This window comes from Exiguobacterium sp. 17-1, assembly GCF_023096305.1.
Lineage (GTDB): Bacteria > Bacillota > Bacilli > Exiguobacteriales > Exiguobacteriaceae > Exiguobacterium_A > Exiguobacterium_A sibiricum_A.
The window spans coordinates 477871-497707 of the sequence record NZ_JALIGJ010000001.1 but is presented as its reverse complement, the minus strand read 5'-3'; the positions used below and the strand labels follow the sequence as shown (position 1 = coordinate 497707).

Annotated in this window: 20 protein-coding genes, 1 pseudogene and 1 riboswitch; of the genes and pseudogenes, 7 read left to right on the top strand and 14 right to left on the bottom strand. The window is 47.5% G+C overall.

All coding sequences use genetic code 11. The features are described 5' to 3' along the window. Positions 1-111: 111 nt before the first annotated feature. On the top strand, positions 112-1836 hold the full coding sequence (ptsP, locus tag MUN34_RS02425; protein ID WP_247856805.1) for a phosphoenolpyruvate--protein phosphotransferase: 1725 nt from the start codon (positions 112-114) through the stop codon (positions 1834-1836). A gap of 318 nt (positions 1837-2154) precedes the next feature. Here the strand turns inward: ptsP and MUN34_RS02420 are convergent, their stop codons facing one another. From MUN34_RS02420 to MUN34_RS02395, 6 genes and pseudogenes are all read right to left on the bottom strand, one after another. Continuing rightward, the gene (locus MUN34_RS02420; RefSeq protein ID WP_026827657.1) at positions 2155-3666 is read right to left on the bottom strand and encodes an MDR family MFS transporter; all 1512 of its coding nucleotides are present in this window, start codon (positions 3664-3666) and stop codon (positions 2155-2157) included. Positions 3667-3816: 150 nt separating this feature from the next. Then, on the bottom strand, positions 3817-5910 hold the full coding sequence (gene ptsG, locus MUN34_RS02415; protein WP_247856804.1) for a glucose-specific PTS transporter subunit IIBC: 2094 nt from the start codon (positions 5908-5910) through the stop codon (positions 3817-3819). A 155-nt stretch (positions 5911-6065) separates the two neighbouring features. Beyond that, positions 6066-7568: pseudogene (ptsG, locus tag MUN34_RS02410) on the bottom strand (glucose-specific PTS transporter subunit IIBC); the annotation flags it as partial. A gap of 220 nt (positions 7569-7788) precedes the next feature. Then, positions 7789-8646, bottom strand: a complete 858-nt coding sequence (gene glcT, locus MUN34_RS02405) for a glucose PTS transporter transcription antiterminator GlcT (protein WP_026827654.1) — start codon at positions 8644-8646, stop codon at positions 7789-7791. 101 nt (positions 8647-8747) lie between these two features. Next, entirely contained in the window at positions 8748-9065 is a 318-nt protein-coding gene (locus MUN34_RS02400; RefSeq protein ID WP_012371179.1) for a YuiB family protein, read from the bottom strand. Positions 9066-9146: 81 nt separating this feature from the next. Then, entirely contained in the window at positions 9147-10358 is a 1212-nt protein-coding gene (locus MUN34_RS02395; protein ID WP_026827653.1) for an NAD(P)/FAD-dependent oxidoreductase, read from the bottom strand. Positions 10359-10601: 243 nt separating this feature from the next. Between MUN34_RS02395 and MUN34_RS02390 the strand changes: the two genes are divergently transcribed. After that, positions 10602-11597: an NAD(P)/FAD-dependent oxidoreductase gene (locus MUN34_RS02390; protein ID WP_026827652.1), complete on the top strand. Its 996-nt coding sequence runs from the start codon at positions 10602-10604 to the stop codon at positions 11595-11597. Between the two features lie 61 nt (positions 11598-11658). Here MUN34_RS02390 and MUN34_RS02385 read toward each other — a convergent pair whose 3' ends face one another. From MUN34_RS02385 to MUN34_RS02370, 4 genes are all read right to left on the bottom strand, one after another. After that, positions 11659-12162, bottom strand: coding sequence for a GNAT family N-acetyltransferase (locus tag MUN34_RS02385; RefSeq protein WP_247856803.1), 504 nt, complete (start codon positions 12160-12162; stop codon positions 11659-11661). An 11-nt stretch (positions 12163-12173) separates the two neighbouring features. Continuing rightward, positions 12174-12677: a GNAT family N-acetyltransferase gene (locus MUN34_RS02380; protein ID WP_247856802.1), complete on the bottom strand. Its 504-nt coding sequence runs from the start codon at positions 12675-12677 to the stop codon at positions 12174-12176. Beyond that, positions 12674-13540: an NAD-dependent epimerase/dehydratase family protein gene (locus MUN34_RS02375; protein WP_247856801.1), complete on the bottom strand. Its 867-nt coding sequence runs from the start codon at positions 13538-13540 to the stop codon at positions 12674-12676. The genes MUN34_RS02380 and MUN34_RS02375 overlap by 4 nt, the downstream gene beginning before the upstream one ends. 133 nt (positions 13541-13673) lie before the next feature. Further along, on the bottom strand, positions 13674-14024 hold the full coding sequence (locus MUN34_RS02370) for a HesB/IscA family protein (RefSeq protein ID WP_012371185.1): 351 nt from the start codon (positions 14022-14024) through the stop codon (positions 13674-13676). Between the two features lie 117 nt (positions 14025-14141). Beyond that, positions 14142-14282: riboswitch (FMN riboswitch) on the top strand. Between the two features lie 157 nt (positions 14283-14439). On the opposite strand from MUN34_RS02370, the gene MUN34_RS02365 reads away from it, so the two are divergent. Further along, positions 14440-15006 (top strand): ECF transporter S component, encoded by a 567-nt coding sequence (locus MUN34_RS02365; protein ID WP_026827649.1) that lies wholly within the window; start codon positions 14440-14442, stop codon positions 15004-15006. Between the two features lie 63 nt (positions 15007-15069). On the opposite strand, the gene MUN34_RS02360 is transcribed toward MUN34_RS02365, so the two are convergent. After that, positions 15070-15303: a YuzB family protein gene (locus MUN34_RS02360; protein WP_026827648.1), complete on the bottom strand. Its 234-nt coding sequence runs from the start codon at positions 15301-15303 to the stop codon at positions 15070-15072. A 92-nt stretch (positions 15304-15395) separates the two neighbouring features. On the opposite strand from MUN34_RS02360, the gene MUN34_RS02355 reads away from it, so the two are divergent. Next, a complete protein-coding gene (locus MUN34_RS02355; protein WP_026827647.1) occupies positions 15396-16448 on the top strand; it encodes an NAD(P)/FAD-dependent oxidoreductase in 1053 nt (350 codons plus the stop codon). 18 nt (positions 16449-16466) lie between these two features. Here the strand turns inward: MUN34_RS02355 and MUN34_RS02350 are convergent, their stop codons facing one another. Beyond that, positions 16467-16772: a DUF1462 family protein gene (locus MUN34_RS02350; protein ID WP_247856800.1), complete on the bottom strand. Its 306-nt coding sequence runs from the start codon at positions 16770-16772 to the stop codon at positions 16467-16469. A 111-nt stretch (positions 16773-16883) separates the two neighbouring features. On the opposite strand from MUN34_RS02350, the gene MUN34_RS02345 reads away from it, so the two are divergent. Next, positions 16884-17111: a NifU family protein gene (locus tag MUN34_RS02345; RefSeq protein WP_012371190.1), complete on the top strand. Its 228-nt coding sequence runs from the start codon at positions 16884-16886 to the stop codon at positions 17109-17111. A gap of 44 nt (positions 17112-17155) precedes the next feature. Here the strand turns inward: MUN34_RS02345 and MUN34_RS02340 are convergent, their stop codons facing one another. Further along, entirely contained in the window at positions 17156-17920 is a 765-nt protein-coding gene (locus tag MUN34_RS02340; RefSeq protein ID WP_247856799.1) for a TIGR01457 family HAD-type hydrolase, read from the bottom strand. Between the two features lie 6 nt (positions 17921-17926). Next, positions 17927-18370, bottom strand: coding sequence for a DUF86 domain-containing protein (locus MUN34_RS02335; protein WP_026827643.1), 444 nt, complete (start codon positions 18368-18370; stop codon positions 17927-17929). Between the two features lie 154 nt (positions 18371-18524). Here MUN34_RS02335 and glpX point away from each other — a divergent pair, with 154 nt between their 5' ends. Both glpX and MUN34_RS02325 read left to right on the top strand, forming a co-directional pair. Then, positions 18525-19505, top strand: a complete 981-nt coding sequence (glpX, locus tag MUN34_RS02330; protein WP_026827642.1) for a class II fructose-bisphosphatase — start codon at positions 18525-18527, stop codon at positions 19503-19505. 36 nt (positions 19506-19541) lie between these two features. After that, complete coding sequence (locus MUN34_RS02325) at positions 19542-19817, top strand: DUF3055 domain-containing protein (protein WP_114595168.1); 276 nt, start codon at positions 19542-19544, stop codon at positions 19815-19817. Positions 19818-19837 lie beyond the last annotated feature (20 nt).

Below are 19837 nucleotides of genomic sequence, written 5' to 3'. Positions count from 1 at the left end.
GGGAGAGTCCGCAAGCGACCCGTTAAGAGAGATGCGTTTATGGGTATCTATAGATAGCAAAGAAATGACGTCGCTGCGGCGAAAAAACTTACTGAAAAGAGGGTAATGCACATGGCACAGCATATCAAAGGAATTGGCGCTTCTGCAGGGATTGCGATTGCGAAAGCATTCGTAATGGAAACACCTGTCTTTGACATTCCGACGAATAAAATCGAGGACTCGGCAGCTGAAAAGGAACGTTTCCAGGCCGCTATCGTTAAGTCGAAGGGTGAACTTGAAATCATCCGTGAAAACACATTAAAAGAACTCGGTGCAGACAAAGCGGAAATCTTCTCAGCTCACCTCTTGATCTTGGAAGACCCGGAAATCGTGAGTCAGGTCAACGCGAAAATCGACGATGAGAAAACCAATGCCGCTCAAGCACTTGATGAAGTGTCACAGATGATGGTCATGATTTTTGAGTCAATGGACAACGAATACATGCGTGAGCGTGCAGCCGATGTCCGTGACGTCACGAAACGGACGATGGCCCACTTGCTCGGCATCACATTCGTTACACCAGCTCAGATCAATGAAGAAGTCATCATCATTGCAGAAGACTTAACACCTTCAGATACAGCACAACTCAACCGGAAGTATGCAAAAGGATTTGCTACGAACATCGGTGGACGGACTTCGCACTCGGCGATCATGTCCCGTTCTCTTGAAATTCCGGCTGTCGTCGGAACAAAAGTCGTCTTGACGGAAGTCAAACATGGTGATTTCTTGATTCTTGACGGTACGGAAGGTGACGTCATCGTCAACCCTTCAAGCGAACAAATCGCAGAATATGAAGAAAAACGTTCAGCGTATATCGCTCAAAAAGAAGAGTGGAAAAAACTCAAAAACGAAAAAACAGTCACAGCGGACGGTCATCACGTCGAGCTCGCAGCGAACATCGGAACACCAAACGATGTAAAAGGTGTTCTCGAAAACGGTGCGGAAGCAGTCGGATTATACCGGACAGAGTTCCTCTACATGGACGCTGAAACGTTCCCGACAGAAGACGAGCAGTTCACGGCATACAAAACGGTTCTCGAATCGATGGGCGATAAAAAAGTTGTCATCCGGACACTTGATATCGGCGGCGACAAAGAATTGTCTTACCTCGATCTCCCGCATGAGATGAACCCGTTCCTCGGGTACCGTGCGATCCGTCTTTGCCTGGACCAAACAGATCTCTTCCGGACACAGCTCCGCGCCCTTCTCCGGGCAAGTGCGTACGGAAAACTCGCTGTCATGTTCCCGATGATTGCGACACTTGAAGAATTCCGTGCAGCAAAAGCACTTCTGCTCGAAGAAAAAGCGAATCTTCAAGCAGAAGGCGTGACGGTTTCTGAAGACATCGAAGTTGGTATGATGGTCGAGATTCCATCAACAGCTGTCATGGCGAAACAATTCGCGAAAGAAGTCGACTTCTTCTCAGTCGGAACAAACGACTTGATTCAATACACGATGGCAGCTGACCGGATGAATGAGAAAGTTTCATATCTCTACCAACCGTTCAACCCGGCAATCTTGAACCTCTTAAACAACGTCATCACAGAAGCACATAAAGCAGGCAAATGGGTCGGCATGTGTGGTGAGATGGCTGGAGAAGAACTCGCGCTTCCAATCCTTCTCGGACTCGGACTCGACGAATTCTCGATGTCCGCTTCTTCTGTCCTTCGCGCACGCAGCTTAATGACGCGCTTGAACAAAGCAGAGTGTGAAGCAATCGTCGAAGAAGTACTCGATATGGATACAGCGGAAGACGTCGTCAACTTCCTCAGCACGACATTCGATATCAAAAAATAAGGTGTTTCGGACACGTCCCATCTCGGGACGTGTTTTTTTGTCGCGTCAAAAGGAGTTACTGCTTCTCTCTAGTATTGTGCAACACAAATAAGGGACGGATTTTAAAATCCGTCCCTCTGTTTTTGCTTTAAAGAAATCTTTTGATGCACGAGACTCCTACAGGAAAAAGCGCAGATGTAAACTGCGCTGTCAGAGACAAACAAGACCCGCTTTCCTGCCCACACGGGGCAGGAAAACTGGCTTGTGTCTCGCCTGAGGAAAGCGAGTGCATATGCAAATGATTTCTTTTGAGTCAAATTTTGTTCGTTGATCTTCTTTTTATGCTTGCTTTGTTTTCGGTCGTTCGCCTTGTCCTTCTTTTAAGGTTGGTCGTTCATTCCCCATCAAGAAGACAAAGATAACGCCGAGCACTGCTGGAATCAAGGCCCACAAATAGACCGACGAAATCGATTCCGCAAGTGATGACTTGATGGCATTCGCTACTTCCGGCGGCATCTTCGCAAGGGCTGAAGCCGTCGGGAATTGTCCGCCATCCGGTGCATTTCCACCCGGCAACTGTTCACTGATTGTCGATGAAAACGTCCGTGATTGAACAATTCCAAGAACTGTTACGCCGAGCGTCATCCCAATCGTTCGGAACGTTGATCCCATCGAAGTAGCGGCTCCCCGACGCTGCATCTCAATCCCGTTGATACTTGCCAAGTTGAGTAAAGAGAAGCTGAATCCGACACCAAAACCTAAAATAATCATGTAAATCGTGATGGCTGTTCTTGATGTTTCAAGGGACATCGTGCTTAACAGATAGACCCCTAACAAGAAGAAGACTGCCGAAACGAGCATGACATTCCGGAATCCGTATTTATTCGGTAATCTTCCACCAAGTTGGGCCGAGACGACGGATGCAATCAGCATCGGCATCAAAATCAGACCCGAGTTGGTCGCACTGCCACCAAATACACCTTGGACAAAGATCGGAATAAAGACACTGGCAGAGATGAAGACGAATCCGTAAAAGAAGGCTACGCCTTGTGTCGCTGCAAACAATTGCCGTCTAAATAAACTGAACGTGATGACCGGATCGGCTGCGCGACGTTCGATGAATCCAAAAATGATGAAGGCAACGAGAGCCGCTCCAAACAAACCAAGGATTTGCGGTGAGTTCCACGCATAATCCTTTCCACCCATTTCAAGTGCCAGCAAAAATAGGACAAGTCCGGCAACCAACGTCACGGCTCCAGCATAATCGATTTTTTGTGTCCGATGCACCGGTGACTCCTTGTAAAACAGTGAAACGAGTGTTAATGCCAAAATCCCTAGCGGAATATTGATATAAAAGACCCAACGCCAGTTGATCGCATCCGTTAATACGGCCCCAAGTAACGGACCAAAGATACTTGAAATTCCGAAGACGGCCCCAAACAATCCACTGACTTTCCCGCGTTTTTCAGGCGGGAAAATATCAAAGATGATTGTAAAGGCGATTGGCATTAAAGCACCGCCACCCAAACCTTGAACGGCACGATAAACGGAAAGTTCAACAATCGAGTCGGCCATCCCGCAAAGAATGCTTCCTGCTATGAACAGTAACATTCCAAATAGGAAGAATCGTTTCCGACCGTACATATCACTCAATTTACCAAAAATCGGCATCCCGGCCACAGTCGCAATCATGTAGGCCGATGTGACCCATGCATATTGATCAAAACCGTTTAATTCACTGACGATTGTCGGCATCGCAGTCGCAACGATGGTATTATCCATTGCCGCTACCAAAATCCCGATCAATAACCCTAACACGACGTAGCGTGTTTTCGTCGAAGTCGTAGCCATCGACTCACCTCTTTCTTTTCAAAAAATAGCTAATCTTCATAATAGCTTATTCATTGTATCATCGTATGTGCAAAATCTCATCGTTAAATGTTCGCTGTATGTAAAAAACACGATTCCCCAAAAATGGAATCGTGTTTATCGTATCAATTCTTATTTAATGTCATACGAAATCTTTTCACCGGCTTCAACTGATTTCCCGACATCGACCGAAACTTTCCGGTCGCCGCTGTTCGTGACGATGATCGGTGTCAGGAGTGATGGGACAAGCGGTCGGATTTGTTCTAGATCAACGTTCAGCAACGGTGAACCCGGTTCGACCCGATCCCCTGCCTTCGCTAGCGCTTCAAATCCTTTTCCTTCAAGTGATACTGTATCAATACCGATATGAATCAGGATTTCATCTCCATTATCGGCAAGAATACCAATCGCGTGTTTCGTTGGGAAGAACGTCGTGATTTCACCGGAAACAGGAGAAACGACGTACCCTTCTGTCGGCTCAATCGCATAACCGTCACCCATCATCCGTCCGGAGAAGACTTGATCCGGAACGTCATCGAGTGAACGAATCACACCACTGAGTGGCGAGACGTATCCTTCACTCGGAACATATGCACCATCTGTTCCGGCTAAGCCTGACCGGTCATCGGTCCGCGCTTCCGCTCCTGTCGGGACTTGTGGAATCGGATCGGCTTCCGGTTTAGCAGGTGGTTGATAGTTCGGGTCGTTCATAATTTCTGCCATCTCGGTCTTAATACCATCTGATTTCGGACCAAAGATTGCCTGGACATTATCCCCGACTTCGAGGACACCGGCAGCACCCAACTGTTTCAAGCGATCTTTGTTGACACCTGATTTATCATTGACGGTAATCCGGAGTCGTGTGATACAGGCATCCAAGTGTTTGATGTTTGAAGCCCCGCCAAACGCTTGGAGAATTTCATACGGCAGTTCCCCAGCCGTCGTCGTCGATGCGGCAGCACCTTCCTGAATTGCTTCGCGTCCAGGAATCTTCAGATCAAATTTCTGGATGACGAAACGGAAACCAAAGTAATAAATGACGGCGAATACGAGACCAACCGGGATGACGAGCCACCAGGAAGTCCGGTTTGGTAAAATACCGAACAACGTGTAGTCAATCAGTCCTCCGGAGAAAGTCATCCCGATCTTGACGTTCAAAATGTCCATGATCATGAAGGATAATCCGGCAAAAACAGCATGGACTGCAAACAATAATGGTGCAACGAAAACAAATGAGAACTCAACAGGCTCAGTGATCCCTGTCAGGAAAGAGGTCAGGGCAGCCGAGAAGTATAACCCTTCAACGGCTTTCCGGCGATCCTTCGCAACAGTATGATACATTGCCAGACAGGCAGCAGGAAGTCCAAACATCATGAACGGATATTTCCCGGTCATGTATGTTCCGGCTGTGAACGGAACGCCGTCTTTTAACTGGGCAAAGAAAATCCGCTGATCCCCGTTGACGATATTGCCCGCCTTGTCGGTATATTCACCGAACTGGAACCAGAAACTTGAATACCAAATATGGTGGAGACCAAACGGAATGAGAGAACGTTCAACTAATCCAAAGATGAAGGCAGATAACGTTTCATTTGATTCGATGATCGTTTTCGAGAACGTATTGATGCCCGTCCCGATCGGCGGCCAAATATAGGACAACGCAAAACCAGCGACTAAACTGAATAGCGCTGTAGCAATTGGGACGAACCGTTTACCGGCAAAGAATCCAAGGAAATCAGGTAATTTAATTTTAAAGAATTTATTATAGCTGTACGCCGCAATTAATCCGGCGATGATCCCTCCGAACACCCCCATTTGCAGGGTCGGAATTCCTAAGACAGTCGCATACGATAAGTCACTCGATTTTTGTGCTTCTGTAATCTTTTCCGGCGTAATCTGTAAAAATGAGCTGATAACTTTGTTCATGATCAAGAATCCAACAATCGCGGCTAACCCTGCGACCCCTTCACCATTCGCAAGACCAATCGCGACCCCGACGGCAAACAATAATCCTAGATTGGCAAAGATGATATCCCCGGCATCCTGCATAACCCGCCAAATGACGACCAGTGCGTCATTTTCGAGAAACGGAAGATACTGCGTCAGATTCGGGTTTTGAAACGCCGTACCAAACGCCAGGAGAAGCCCCGCTGCCGGTAGGATCGCAACCGGTAACATCAAGGCTTTACCGATCCGTTGCAACACACCGAACACATTTTTCCACATCAGTGATTTCCCTCCTTTTTTTAACCAAACTACTTACTTCATACCCTTAATGTTTCTCACGCAAAACTATTTGCCTGATGTTTATTTTCACAAAAAAAAAGAGCCTTCCCAAATCGGGAAAGCTCTTTCAATCATTAGACTGATTTTTCTTGTTTACGTGATGCGATGACAGCTTGAATCTCAGATTTAATGTTATCTGATTTCGGTCCGTAGATCGCTTGAACGTTGTTACCAACTTCAAGAACTCCTGCAGCACCTAATTTTTTCAACTCATTTTTGTCAACTTTTGATTTATCAAGAACTTCAACACGAAGACGTGTGATACATGCGTCAAGGTGTTTGATGTTTGATTCAGAACCAAGTGCATCCAGAATACCTGCTGCGAGTTCAGAACCTTGAGCCATTGATGTCTCTTGGACTTCGTCTTCACGACCTGGTGTTTTCAAGTTGAACTTGCGGATTGCGAAACGGAATCCGACGTAGTAAACAACTGCAAGAACAAGACCGACGACGATGACGAGCCACCACTGCGTGCGTCCTGGAAGGACACCGAAGAGAAGGAAGTCAATCAATCCACCTGAGAATGTCATACCGATTTTAACGTTCAAGAGTTGCATTGTCATGAACGAAAGACCTGCGAAGACTGCGTGAACTGCGAACAAGATCGGAGCAACGAACAAGAACGCGAATTCGATTGGCTCTGTGATACCTGTCAAGAAAGCTGTAAGTGCTGCTGATCCAAGAAGACCACCAACAACAGCGCGACGCTCTGGGCGTGCTTCATGGTACATAGCAAGTGCTGCTGCTGGAAGACCGAACATCATGAATGGGAATTTACCAGTCATGAACGTACCAGCTGTCAGTGCAACGTTATCTTTTAACTGTGCGAAGAAGATTGCTTGGTCACCATGAACAACTGTACCGGCTTTGTTCGTGTACGAACCGAACTCGAACCAGAATGGTGCATAGAAGATATGGTGAAGACCGAATGGAATCAATGAACGTTCAATGAGACCAAAGACGAATGCTGCAAGTGTTGGGTTCTTCTCCATCATGAAGTGGGAGAATGTGTTCAACCCGTCTTGAGCGAACGGCCAAACGAAAACAAGTACAAGACCTGCGAATAATGAAACGACTGCTGTAACGATTGGAACGAAACGTTTTCCTGCGAAGAATCCGAGGAATTGCGGCAATTCGAGATTATGATACTTCCCGTAGGCCCAGGCTGCGATTAAACCGATGATGATACCACCGAAGACACCTGTTTGAAGTGTTGGAATTCCGAGTACGTTTGCGTACCCTTGTCCGTTAGCGACCATTTCTGGTGTAACGCCGAGCCAAACGCTCATTGTTTTGTTCATGATCAGGAATCCGACGATGGCAGCAAGTCCGGCAGCGCCGTCTCCTGCTAATCCGATCGCGACACCGACCGCGAATAAGAGTGCTAAGTTACCGAAGATGATATCCCCGGCTGCTTCCATCAATTTTGCAACCTTGATGATTGCATCATTTTTTAAGAACTCGAGTTTTGACGTCAAGTTCGGATTTTGCATCGCGTTACCGAATCCAAGTAAGATCCCGGCAGCAGGCAAAATCGCAACAGGAAGCATCAACGCTTTACCAACACGTTGAAGAACAGCAAAAATCTGTTTGAACATGTGTGTTTCCTCCTTTTGATGTAAAAACTAAAAATAATGAATAATACCAATGACGGGTTGAAAAAAGTCAGACATCCGACCGATTTTTACAGAAAAAAATCAGGCACAAGCGGATTGTAGACAAAATACACTTATCCCGTAAAAATAGAAACGGAAATAAATCATCTTGCCCGACATCCCACTCATGCCTGATCGTATCAGTAACACGTAGTCCGTGCGGTCATTTACCTAAATCGTACTGCACTAAGCGTTGCAGATGCATCGTAAGATACGTCGCTTCACCGCGCGGTACCGCTTTCTTCAACTGACGTTCCATGATGGACATCAGCTCCCAAGCAGTATCATAGCACAGCGGATATTCTTCGCGCAATAGCTTTTCTACTTTTTCTGGCGCCTCTAGGTACTCCCCATTGGAAACCCTTTCAATTGCTGAACGCAGGTGCCGGATTAAACGCTTATAATCCAGTGATTTTCGGTCGATTTTGATTTGCAGACGTTGTTCGATATGACTGGCAATCAGTCCGACCAATTGATGGTGTCGGTTAACTTCAAGGACATCTTTGAAGTTCGTCGCCGAATGGATATGAAGTGCAATAAATCCGGTTTCGGCCGGCGGTAAATAAAAATTCATTTCAGCACTGATGAATTCAACGATTTCTTCCGCCAGCGCATATTCTTCCGGATACAACGCTTCGGTTTCCGCAAGAAATGGATTCGTCACTTCCATCCCTTGCTCAAGGCGCTTGAATGTAAACGTCAAATGATCCGTCAATCCGATATGAATGTGTTCGTCAACCCGTTTCCCGAACCGTGTTTCGATCATGGAGACGATCTCATTCATCAAGGCGATGAAGTTTTCATCCAGATGTCCGACAAGCGCCTTGTACTGCGCTTGTTCGTCTTTATCCTTTAACGTATATACTTTTTCTAGCTTTTCAAGATCCGTTAGTTGATCGCCTGGCTTCCGACCGAAGCCAATCCCTTTTGCGAGGATAATGACTTCCTGGTTGGCACCAGTCGAACAAATGACGACATTATTATTCAAGACTTTGATAACGTGGTACATTTGTTTATCCATTCGCTCTCAACCCTATCTGCTCTTACACATTTTTTAAAAGACACTGTTTTTATTATAACGTGTTTTCACATACTAAAAAAGCCTACTCACTCAAGTAGACTTTAAAACATTTGGTAACCGCTCTTACGCAGGAAACGAATGGACATCCCGGCGATGATGATTCCGGCAAGACCGGCTACGAACATCGTGATGTCTGCCGTCTGCAGACCCATGATTCGTTCCCCGAGTTTCGGAATCGCTTCACGCGCATTCGTGAAATAATCAAGTGTCGACTGATTATCAATCATCATGATGATGATGATCGGATAAAGGACAAGCATGATCCACGTACTGCGTAATAACATGTTTAAGATAAAACCGATACTAAAGAACATGACGAGATAAAGAACGCTCCCAATCACGGCTTGAATGATATGCATAATGTTCCCCCTTTAAATCTCTTTTAGTATAACCGACAAAAAAGGCAAATGCACGAGTGTACATTTGCCTAAAACGTGAACTTAGAATTTACCTTTTTTGATGGCAAGACCAATCTTTTTAAGCTCAAGGAAATGTTTGTTGTCGATGACTTTTTTCATGAACGATGCGTTACGGCCGTAAATCTTCTTACCGAAGACCATTCCGATTCCATCTTTATGACCAAGTGAAGCGACAGTTCCTTTGTTTTCATATGTGAATGTCGATGTTTGACGTCCACTGATTAAGGCTGCAATGTTTTCAGCCACTTTGTGTGCCTGCTGTGTTGCGATTTGCGCAGTTGGTGGGTACGGACGGTTCGAGTTCGGATCCATAACTGCTGAACAGTCACCAATCATGAAGACATTCTCATGTCCAGGAACACGGAGGTCTTCTGCGACGACGACACGGTTACGCATCGCTTCAAAGCCAGATGCTGCAACAACCGGGTTACCACTGACGCCACCTGTCCAAATGATTGTGTTCGCTTCGATTGTTTCTGTTGTTTCACCTTGGAGCGGTCCGAATGTCACGCTGCCCGGTGCACATTCCTTGATGCCGTTACCGAGTTTGAACTCGATGCCTTGGCGCTCAAGCCATTTGTGTGCGTAGTTGACGAGATCGGCATCAAATCCAGGAAGGACCGTTGGAGCCGCTTCAATATTGACGACACGAACGAGTTCGCGTGGGATATCATATTGTTTGCAAAGTTCAGGAATCCGGTTGACGAGTTCACCCATGAATTCGATTCCCGTAAATCCGGCACCACCGACGACGATCGTCAAGAGTGAACGGTTTGTTGAACCTGTCGTTTTATACTCTGCGAATGAGTAATCGATGTGTTCCTTGATTTTCCGGACACTGTTCAATGAACTGATTGTTAGAGCATTCTCTTTCAACCCTTTGATGCCGAATGTTTCAGGGACTCCACCGAGTGCCACGACGACATAATCGTAAGGGACTGTTCCACCGTCGACAAGTTTCACTGTATTGCTTGCTGTATCGACTTTTTCGACGATTCCTTTAACAAGCTTGACACGTGAAGGATTGATGACATCGTTAATATAGATACGTGCTTGTTCAGCAGACATCGTACCTGCTGCTGGTTCGTGCAACCACGTTGTTTGATAATGGTAATCGTGTTTGTTGATTAATGTGATGTTCGCTTGGTCGACGCCAAGTTTTTTCTGAAGGTTGACTGCTGTGATCAATCCACCGTAGCCGGCTCCAAGAATAACAATGTTTGGTGTGTTCATGTTCTGATACCCCTTACGCTTAATAGTTTTGTTGTGATTTTCTTCACATTCAATTGCAGATAAATGCTCAAAAACTTTGTTCAAATAATGTTCACACGTCTATACGTTCATTGAACCATTTTCTATCATAGATTGCAAAGTAAAAATATGCAATCCCTGAAAAAAATGTGAGATGTCCCGTACTTGCAACATGGAACCCCTCTTCCTATATAATAGGGGTATCCAACTTTAGGAGGGACTCAGATGCACCAACCATATGATGTCACAATTATCGGCGGCGGTCCGGTCGGACTGTTCACCGCGTTTTACTCAGGCATGCGTCAAATGAAGACGAAAGTCATCGAAAGTCTGCCGCAACTCGGTGGACAATTAGCGACGCTCTACCCTGAAAAATATATATACGATATTGCCGGCTTCCCGAAAGTCAAAGCTCAGGACTTAGTCGATCGCCTGCTCGAACAAGCAAATGAATTTGATCCGACGTATGTTCTCGGCGAAACGGTCCTTGCTTACGAACGCCTCGATGACGGACTAATCCGTCTCGTCACGAACAAAGGTGAACATTATACGAAAACCGTCATTCTGACAGCCGGGAACGGTTCGTTTGCTGCCCGTCCACTCGGTGTCGCCGATGCAGAACGGTTTGAAGCAAGTAACCTGCATTACTTCGTCAACGAGATGGATCGCTTCAAAGACCGTCAAGTCGTCTTGCTCGGTGGCGGTGATTCAGCGGTCGACTGGTCACTGATGCTCGAACCAATCGCCAAATCGGTCACGCTCGTCCACCGACGTGATAAGTTCCGTGCCCATGAACATACAGTCGAATTGTTGCATAACTCGTCTGTCAATGTCATGACGCCGTATACACTCGAATCGGTCACAGGTGATGACAGCATCGAGACGCTGACGTTCAAACATGCCGAAACGGATGAAGTCATCGTCGTCGGTGCCGATGATGTCGTCTGTAACTTTGGTTTCGTCTCCTCGCTCGGACCGCTCAAGGAGTGGGAAGTCGAATTCGAACGCAATTCGATCCGCGTCAACTCGAAGATGGAGACAGCGATTCCCGGTGTCTTCGCCTGTGGGGATATCGCGACCTATGACGGTCGTGTCAAATTAATCGCGACCGGTTTCGGGGAAGCACCGATTGCCGTCAACCAAGCGAAGTTGCTTGTTGATCCATCGGCCCGTCATCCGCAACACTCCACCAGTCTGTTTGAAAAAGTTAAAAACCATTAAGTATTAACCAACAGCAGCGTCACCTCGATTTGCGAATCGAAGTGACGCTACTTTTTTGAATTTATACATTAGATGATGGTTGAAGCATAATCCGATACGTATACTCAATCAGTTGTTTTCCGCCCCGTTCGATTGGCTGTCCGGAAACGAGACGTCCGCCGAAGCGTTCATAAAAGAAACGGGACGGGTTATCTGCCAACACGTTGACGACGCAAGACGAGCAACCTTGCTGCCGCAGGTCTTCCAGAACGTGGTCAAACAAGCGCTTCCCTGTCCCTTGTCCCTGATGACTCTTCAGAAGATAGAGCGCGTACAGTTCTCCCTCCATCACACTGTTTTTCCTGCTTGGTCCACCGTTCGCAAAACCGATGATTTCGTTTGTCTGATCAAGCGCCACGAAAACCGGACCTTCGGCAAGACTTTTCCGCCAACCCGGTTCCCGGTTCTCCGCTGATAAATGATCGAGATATGGATCCGGCATAATCGTCCGGTACCTTTCCCGCCAGGATGCGACATGAATCCGGGCAATCACAGCAGCGTCTTCAAGTACCGCTGCACGAATCAAAACAGGCCTCCTCATAACGAAATGATGAAGCGACGTGTCTCGCGTCCATTGCGAACAGTCGGTTCGATTTCCTGACCACCGTTCGCTACGATGACACGGCGCGATGCGAGATTTTCGACACCACACGTCAGCAATACTTGATCGAGTCCACGCTGTCGTGCTTCCTCGAGTACGAGCCGAAGACCTGTCGTCGCATATCCTTTCTTGCGCTCGGACGGTCGGATGCCGTATCCGATATGCCCTCCATACAACTTCAAATTCTCCGTCAAGTCATGTCGGAAGTTCAATGCACCGACAATCCGTTGTCCGTCGACCATCCAGTACGTTGAATGCGTAACACGTCCCGGGCTCACTTCCGATTCCTCCGCTTCTTGCTCAGCGAAATAGGCTGCGAGCGGTTCATACGTATCTCCGACAACTTCCGGTACGATCGATTCTCCCGATTCTCGCCAGTCTTCTAAAAAGGCACGGTATTCTTTTTCCCATGCGATCGTTGGTTTCATCAATTGCATCATTTGTGGTTACGGACCTCCTCTTCAATCAGTCGATCGAGCCAGTCATCGACATTCTGGAATAAATACCCTGCTTGCTTGGCTGCTGTCGTATCCATATAGAAGTCATGTTCCGGTGCAAGTGGTGACGAATCTTCGCCTGTCGTCTCAAAACGCGATGTCGTCTCTGCCACGTGATCAATCTTATCCATCAAGTCTTGAATCGACAACACGCCGTCGCTTGCAGCATTAATAGGTCCCGTCATCGTCGAACGGCCGCACCATTCGAGGAAAGCTGCTGCTTCATAACTTGAGATGTAGCCCATCTTCGCATACAAATTTTCAGCGATGATCGGTTGACCGGCCAAGGCGCGTTTGACATGAAAGACTAGTCGTTCCGTATAATCATCCGGTCCCAGGACAACCGGGAAACGAACGGCAATGACCGGGAAGGTCGCCCGTTGGAAAAAGTAACTTTCCGCCTGACGTTTTCCTTCCCCGTAGTCATGTTCTTTTTCAAGGTCATATTTCCCGGGAAACGGATTGTAGGCACGTTCTGAAATCTTCGTTCCACCCTTCTCATAGACCGACATCGTCGACGTCAGAATGTAACGTCCGACTTTCCCCTCGAACGCATCGACCGCAAGCTTCGCCTGATATGGATTAAAGCAGATGTTGTCATAGATGATATCCCAGTTCTGACTCCCTAAGTCTTTCATCGTGCTGCTTGACGTTCGGTCCCCTTTAAAAAATGTCAAGCCTTTCGCGACAGGTGGCGTATGCTCGCCGCGCGTGACAATCGTCACATCATCCCCCGATTCCGCAAGCCGTAATGCCAACCGTCGACCAAAGTAGCGTGTTCCACCAAAAATCAGTACCTTTCGCATCGATAGTCCTCCCTTGTCATAGCATGCTCATGTTCTTGTTAGTCCTTCTCCATCCGCATCGAAAAGTCCTGTTGATCCGCTGCCGAAAACAAAAAAAACGCAGACGGAATCGTCTGCGTTTAGAGTGATTTGATTAACATCCGCCCGGTGTCCCGGCATTAGTTGCGGTCCGGAACGACGTCCCGCATCCGCATGTCGCAATGGCGTTCGGATTCGTGATCGTGAATCCACCGCCGAGCATCGATTGTTTATAATCTACTTCCAGTCCTTTGACGACCGGATAATCTTTTTGATCGACAATGACTTTGACCCCGTGTTGCTCGAAGGTTAAGTCTGTCTCTTTTTCACTGTCAAAGCCCATGCCGTAGGAGAGACCACTGCATCCGCCACCTTGAACGAGCATGCGCAGATTTTGTTCATCGTCCGGCGCCTGCAACATCATCTCTTTGACTTGGAGTGCGGCCGCTTCTGTTAAATGAATCATGTCATCACCTTCCCTTTTTTATTAGTATACGCAATTTTAAGGTGAATCGAAACCTAGTTGCTTGAAACTATCTTGAATTCGTTGTATAAAGGAGTTGTATCAAAAAAAATTAAATCGTTCCATCTTCAGGGCAGGGTGAAATTCCCGACCGGCGGTAAACAGACGATTCGTCTGAAGCCCGCGAGCGAATAGGGCGCTATTTGCTGATTCTGTGTGACTCAGGAGCCGACAGTATAGTCTGGATGGGAGAAGATGGCGGCATGTTTCTATTTCTTGAACCGATTTTTGCAAAAATCGTTCAGGTTTAGTTTACTGCGGACTTCTCCCCTATCGAATACTTCGATGGGGGTTTATTTTGAACGCAGCCATGCCAATACTTCATCGAGAGGAACGAGCAAAAGGAGATTATACTCGTATGAAACGCACACAAAAAATGGTCACATTATCCATGTTAGGTTCAATTTCATTTGTTCTTATGCTACTGAATTTCCCGCTTCCGTTTTTACCGAACTATTTGAAGATCGACTTCAGTGATGTTCCTGCTTTGATCGCCGCCATCATGTTCTCACCGGTCGCCGGCGTCATCGTCGAAGCACTCAAAAACGTCCTGTACTACATCTTCCGCGGAAGTGGTGTTCCGGTCGGCGAGCTTGCCAACTTCGCAGCTGGTGTTGCCTTCATTCTTCCGGTCAGTTGGTTCTATCATAAAAAGAAATCTACAAAAGGTCTTGCAACCGGTCTTGTCGCTGGTACAATCACGATGGCACTCGGTCTTGCAATCCTCAACTATATCTTGATTCTTCCAGCGTACGCTTGGTTCTTCGGCATGGATTACATGCTTGATCCTGCCGTCAAGTGGACGACGATTACAGCCGGTATCTTACCGTTTAACATCATCAAGGCGATGTTCATCTCAGCCCTCTTCATTCCGCTGTTCTTGAAACTGAAACCTTGGATGATGCGTCGTCAACAAACGATCTAAGTCCGAAGCCGCGCCCGCTGACAGACACGAATCCCCGGTCTCATCTGAGACACGGGGATTTTTTTAGAATTCGTTTTCTTCAATTTTTAAATAAATCTTTTCTAACAATTCTTCCGGTGTCTCGCCGACAACCGTTTCTCCGTCAACCAGACAGAAATGATCGAGGGAACAGATGCCGCAATAACCGAGACAACCATATTCGACGACATCGACATTCGGGTCCCGTTCGAGTTGTTGCATGACGACCTGGGTCCCTGTCGCTAAGTTACTGATACAAAATTCAATAATCGGATTCACTTTTTTTCCTCCTTTAAGCAGGAATTATCTTTCCTCATGTCGTATTATACAAGGTCAGACTGATTTAGGGGAACTAAGGGGGATTTTAAGTTATGAAGCAACTGGTTGTTTTAGGTGGTGGATACGGTGGGATGCGGATTTGTGAACGATTTAAGGATGAAGAGGTCGCTGTGACACTCGTCGATCGTTTACCGTATCATGCCTTAAAAACAGAGTATTATGCACTAGCTGCCGGTACATTATCGGATCGTGATGTTCGGATTGCTTTTCCGGAAGGCGAACATCTCACATATAAATATGGACATGTCGTCCAGATTTCACCGGAGACGAACTCCGTCCATCTGCAAGACGGGACGGAACTGTTTTATGACGATCTCATCATCGCTTTAGGGTGTGAAGATAAATACCATAACATACCGGGCGCACAAGAGTTTACCTACAGCATCCAGACACTTGAAGAGTCGCGGAAAACGCAGCAAGCGATTTGCGGACTTTCACCCGGCGCGGTTGTCTCGATCGTTGGAGCCGGTCTATCCGGCGTCGAACTCGCCAGTGAACTGCACGAAAGCCGGAAAGATTTAAAAATCCGCTTATTTGACCGCGGACCGTCCGTTTTGTCTTTCCTTTCGGATAAGGTCTCGACCTATGTCCAAGAGTGGTTCGAAGAACATGATGTCGAGGTCATCAATAATTCCAACGTCACATTCGTCACGGCAGATGATGTTCAAAACGGCGATGATGCCTATCCGTCGAACTTGACGATTTGGACAGCCGGGACACAACCGGTCAAAGTCGTCCGCGATCTTGGTTTTGAAGCGGACAGCGGCGGACGAATCAAGCTGACGGATCACCACCATGTGCCGGAACATGAAAATGTTTTCGTCATCGGGGATTGCGCCAGTCTGCCGTATGCACCAAGCGGACAGCTCGCCGAACATCAAGCCGATCAAGTCGTTGATGTCCTGCAGGCGAAATGGGCCGGCAAGAAGTTACCGAAACTGCCGGAAATCAAGTTACGCGGCATGCTCGGGTCGCTCGGGAAATCAGACGGTTTTGGAATCGTCATGGGGAAACAAGCCTTGACGGGAAAAGTTCCGCGTCTTCTGAAGTCCGGTGTCCTCTGGAAACATAAAAAAATTAAATAAGAAAAACGGCGCCGGTCATCATTCCGGGGCCGTTTTTTGCACTCTCATATCAATCGCCTGGGTGATTTTCTTCAGCTGCACGTATCCTTCATCAATCATCTCGCCATCGAGCAGGACGAGCGGATAAAAATAAACATCGTCCTTTAAGGCTGTCACCCACTCATCTTCGAGCGGCACGGCCTCGAAATCGACATATTCAAAGGTTAATGCCGTCTCGTATTTCCGTCCGAGAACCGCTTGCAACCAACTGTACGTCTCTTCAGAACTCGGTGCCCCGACACAGCTCGGACAAGTCTTTGCAGCCCCGTATACCTTGATTTCCATCCTATATCCCCCTTTTTTTTCTGCACTTCTTTTTTAGTATACAAGTTTTCCAGATTGAGAACATTTTTCAACCCTGTTACAATGAGTTTATAAGAAAGGATGTGTTTACGCATGGAAATGTTTGATCAAGTAAACGAAGTACTCGAAAAATTGCGTCCGTTCCTTCTTCGTGACGGAGGAGACGTTGAACTCGTAGATGTAGAAGATGGTATCGTCAAACTCCGTTTGATGGGAGCTTGCGGCAGCTGCCCAAGTTCAACAATCACACTGAAGGCTGGTATCGAACGTGCCCTGCTTGAAGAAGTAGCCGGCGTCGTTGAAGTCGAACAAGTTTTCTAATCAGTAAAATCCCCACTGACATCCGTCAATGGGGATTTTTTTGGTTAGAGAATCCATTCTGCCAACGTATCAACCATATACGTCGGTTGGGCATCCTGCCCTTGAATGAAGACCGGTGTATGGACGCCGGAGTTGACATGCATCGTCCGGATGCCGCCATTGATCCCAAACAAAATGTCCGTATGGTAGTTATCTCCGACCATGATGAGATCTTCTTTCGCAAGACCAATCATTTCGGCTGCGATATTGACCATGACCGGTTCCGGTTTCCCGATATAAAACGGTTCTTTTTCCGTCGTCACACGTAAAACGGACGTCAACGCCCCGTTTCCAGGCAGGAATCCGCGCTCTGTCGGAATCGCGATGTCTCCATTCGTTGAGATGAAGCGGGCTCCAGCCCGGATTGCCAGTGCTCCGACGGCTAACTTCTCATACGTGATCTGACGGTCGAGACCGATGACAACATAGTGGGCATGCTCATCCGCGACGACTTGTAAGCCTTGACGTTCAAGGGCATCAATCAATCCGCCTTCTCCGATTGCATAGACTTCCGCACCCGGATCGAGTTCTGCGATGTAGCGACCTGTCGCCATCGCACTCGTTAAGACGTGTTCCGCATTCGAATGCACACCCATGCCGCGTAATTTTTCAGCAACGGCTTCCGCCGTCATCGAGGCATTGTTCGTAACGAACAGATACGGTACGCCTTCTTCCTGCAACCGGTTCACGAAATCGACTGCTTCTTTGACGGGTTCTGTCCCGTTATACATTGTACCGTCTAAATCAAATAAATATCCTTTTGCTTTCATCCTGGCTCACTCCTCGTTTGGTAAAAATGCAGAGACGGGTCCGAGTTCTGTCTCTAAATAACGTCGGACGGCGTCCGGAAAACGACGTAATTGTGTTTCTTCTTCCAAAAGACCATCCCGGATTTCCGCTGTACTCGATGTCGTAAATTCACGGACGATTCGTGTCCGCAACGCAACGATACGCTTCAAGCTTGTCGCAAGTGACGCATCAATGACCCGCTCATCTTCTAAAATCATGACGATATCTTCATAACTTCCCGGATCACGCATGATGAAACCATCAATCATACTGTTCCCGATATCGATGATGCTTTCAATCACTAAAAATCCGATTCGTTCCCACGCAAGTGAAACTGTCAAAGCATCCCCTGTTAACTCTTTACTTTGACGCAAGGCCGTTTCAAAACAAACAACGGTTTGTTCAATCTTTTCACGATTTACAAAATACATCTTACATTCCCCCTCACACCCTTCATTTTAGCTCTATCGGCGAAACATGAAAAGCAGAAAGGCTGTTTGCATCACATTGCTCAATGTGTTATCCTCAATTTAGATTTTTACGAAAATAGTATGTCACATTGAGTGACTTGGAGGTTATTCATAGATGGAACGCGAATTAGCACTAGAAATCGTCCGAGCAACAGAAGCAGCGGCACTGGCATCCGCCAAATGGATTGGCCGGGGCAAGAAGAACGAAGCCGATGATGCGGCAACGACTGCCATGCGCGAAGTCTTAAATACCGTCAACATGGCGGGAACCGTCGTCATCGGTGAAGGGGAACTCGACGAAGCACCGATGTTATTCATCGGTGAAAAAGTCGGTACGACAAGCGGTCCGATCGTCGATATCGCAGTCGATCCGCTTGAAGGAACGAACATCGTTGCCAAAGGTCTCGGTAACGCAATGGTCGTCATCGCTGTCGCTGACCAAGGTGCTTTGTTACATGCGCCGGATATGTATATGGATAAACTGACCGTCGGACCGAACTTAAAAGGACATGTCTCACTTGACGACCCGCTCGAATTCATCATTCAAAAAGCAGCGGAATTGAATCAAAAACGAATCGAAGACGTCACCGTCATCATGCAGGATCGTCCGCGTCATGATCACTTCCGGGAAGCAGCAATGCGTGTCGGCGCACGTGTCCGTCTGTTTGAAGACGGCGATGTGTCAGCAGGAATCGCTCCACTTTCTCCTTCAACTGGAATCGATATCTTCATCGGAACGGGCGGCGCACCGGAAGGCGTCATCACGGCAGCTGCCGTCAAGGCGATGGGTGGCGACATGCAGGCCCGTCTGCACCCGATGAATGAGGAAGAGACAGCACGTGTCATCCGGATGGGACTTGCCGATCCGTTGCAATTGTTGACACTCGACGATTTGATTAAAAGTGACGACTGCATCTTTGCTGCAACGGGCGTCACGACAGGTGAGATGCTCGACGGCGTCCGCTTCTTGACGGACGATATCGTCGAGACGACGTCACTTGTCATGCGTTCAAAAACACGGACGATCCGGAAGGTCATCGCAGAACACAGCCTTTCGCGTAAGCCGTACTTGCAAAAGGTTCCCCAAACCCTTTAATCTAATCAGAGATGAAGGAAATGAGGGAACTGACAGATGATGCAAGAACGCGATTTTTTATACGACGATGTTGAACAAACAAAAACCCGGTTCGTCTGCTGGATCGGTGAGACGAGCCGTTTCGATTTGGCCATTACCCACTCCGAACACTTCTTCGGCAAGATTTTGGTGCTGAACCTGTTGTCGAACCGGTTTGCAATCATCGGTCCGGACGACTTTGACGAGCCGGGCTACATCGCTCATGCCTTTGATTTAGAAGATGAGGCGGCAGACGAGCTCGAGGGCTACCTGCGCGACTACATCGGACTATAAAAAAACAGCCAGCTCCCTCG

What these genes read in the sequence shown, in the direction of transcription:
- MUN34_RS02370 (WP_012371185.1), bottom strand. Translation starts at nt 14,024, where the DNA reads ATGATTCATTTAACAGAAGCGGCCGCACTCCAAGTCAAAGAGATGATG.
- MUN34_RS02395 (WP_026827653.1), bottom strand. Translation starts at nt 10,358, where the DNA reads ATGAACACACCAAACATTGTTATTCTTGGAGCCGGCTACGGTGGATTG.
- MUN34_RS02350 (WP_247856800.1), bottom strand. Translation starts at nt 16,772, where the DNA reads ATGGAAATCAAGGTATACGGGGCTGCAAAGACTTGTCCGAGCTGTGTC.
- MUN34_RS02375 (WP_247856801.1), bottom strand. Translation starts at nt 13,540, where the DNA reads ATGCGAAAGGTACTGATTTTTGGTGGAACACGCTACTTTGGTCGACGG.
- MUN34_RS02355 (WP_026827647.1), top strand. Translation starts at nt 15,396, where the DNA reads ATGAAGCAACTGGTTGTTTTAGGTGGTGGATACGGTGGGATGCGGATT.
- glcT (WP_026827654.1), bottom strand. Translation starts at nt 8,646, where the DNA reads ATGGATAAACAAATGTACCACGTTATCAAAGTCTTGAATAATAATGTC.
- MUN34_RS02400 (WP_012371179.1), bottom strand. Translation starts at nt 9,065, where the DNA reads ATGCATATCATTCAAGCCGTGATTGGGAGCGTTCTTTATCTCGTCATG.
- MUN34_RS02380 (WP_247856802.1), bottom strand. Translation starts at nt 12,677, where the DNA reads ATGATGCAATTGATGAAACCAACGATCGCATGGGAAAAAGAATACCGT.
- MUN34_RS02420 (WP_026827657.1), bottom strand. Translation starts at nt 3,666, where the DNA reads ATGGCTACGACTTCGACGAAAACACGCTACGTCGTGTTAGGGTTATTG.
- MUN34_RS02345 (WP_012371190.1), top strand. Translation starts at nt 16,884, where the DNA reads ATGGAAATGTTTGATCAAGTAAACGAAGTACTCGAAAAATTGCGTCCG.
- glpX (WP_026827642.1), top strand. Translation starts at nt 18,525, where the DNA reads ATGGAACGCGAATTAGCACTAGAAATCGTCCGAGCAACAGAAGCAGCG.
- MUN34_RS02390 (WP_026827652.1), top strand. Translation starts at nt 10,602, where the DNA reads ATGCACCAACCATATGATGTCACAATTATCGGCGGCGGTCCGGTCGGA.
- MUN34_RS02340 (WP_247856799.1), bottom strand. Translation starts at nt 17,920, where the DNA reads ATGAAAGCAAAAGGATATTTATTTGATTTAGACGGTACAATGTATAAC.
- MUN34_RS02365 (WP_026827649.1), top strand. Translation starts at nt 14,440, where the DNA reads ATGAAACGCACACAAAAAATGGTCACATTATCCATGTTAGGTTCAATT.
- MUN34_RS02325 (WP_114595168.1), top strand. Translation starts at nt 19,542, where the DNA reads ATGATGCAAGAACGCGATTTTTTATACGACGATGTTGAACAAACAAAA.
- ptsG (WP_247856804.1), bottom strand. Translation starts at nt 5,910, where the DNA reads ATGTGGAAAAATGTGTTCGGTGTGTTGCAACGGATCGGTAAAGCCTTG.
- ptsP (WP_247856805.1), top strand. Translation starts at nt 112, where the DNA reads ATGGCACAGCATATCAAAGGAATTGGCGCTTCTGCAGGGATTGCGATT.
- MUN34_RS02335 (WP_026827643.1), bottom strand. Translation starts at nt 18,370, where the DNA reads ATGTATTTTGTAAATCGTGAAAAGATTGAACAAACCGTTGTTTGTTTT.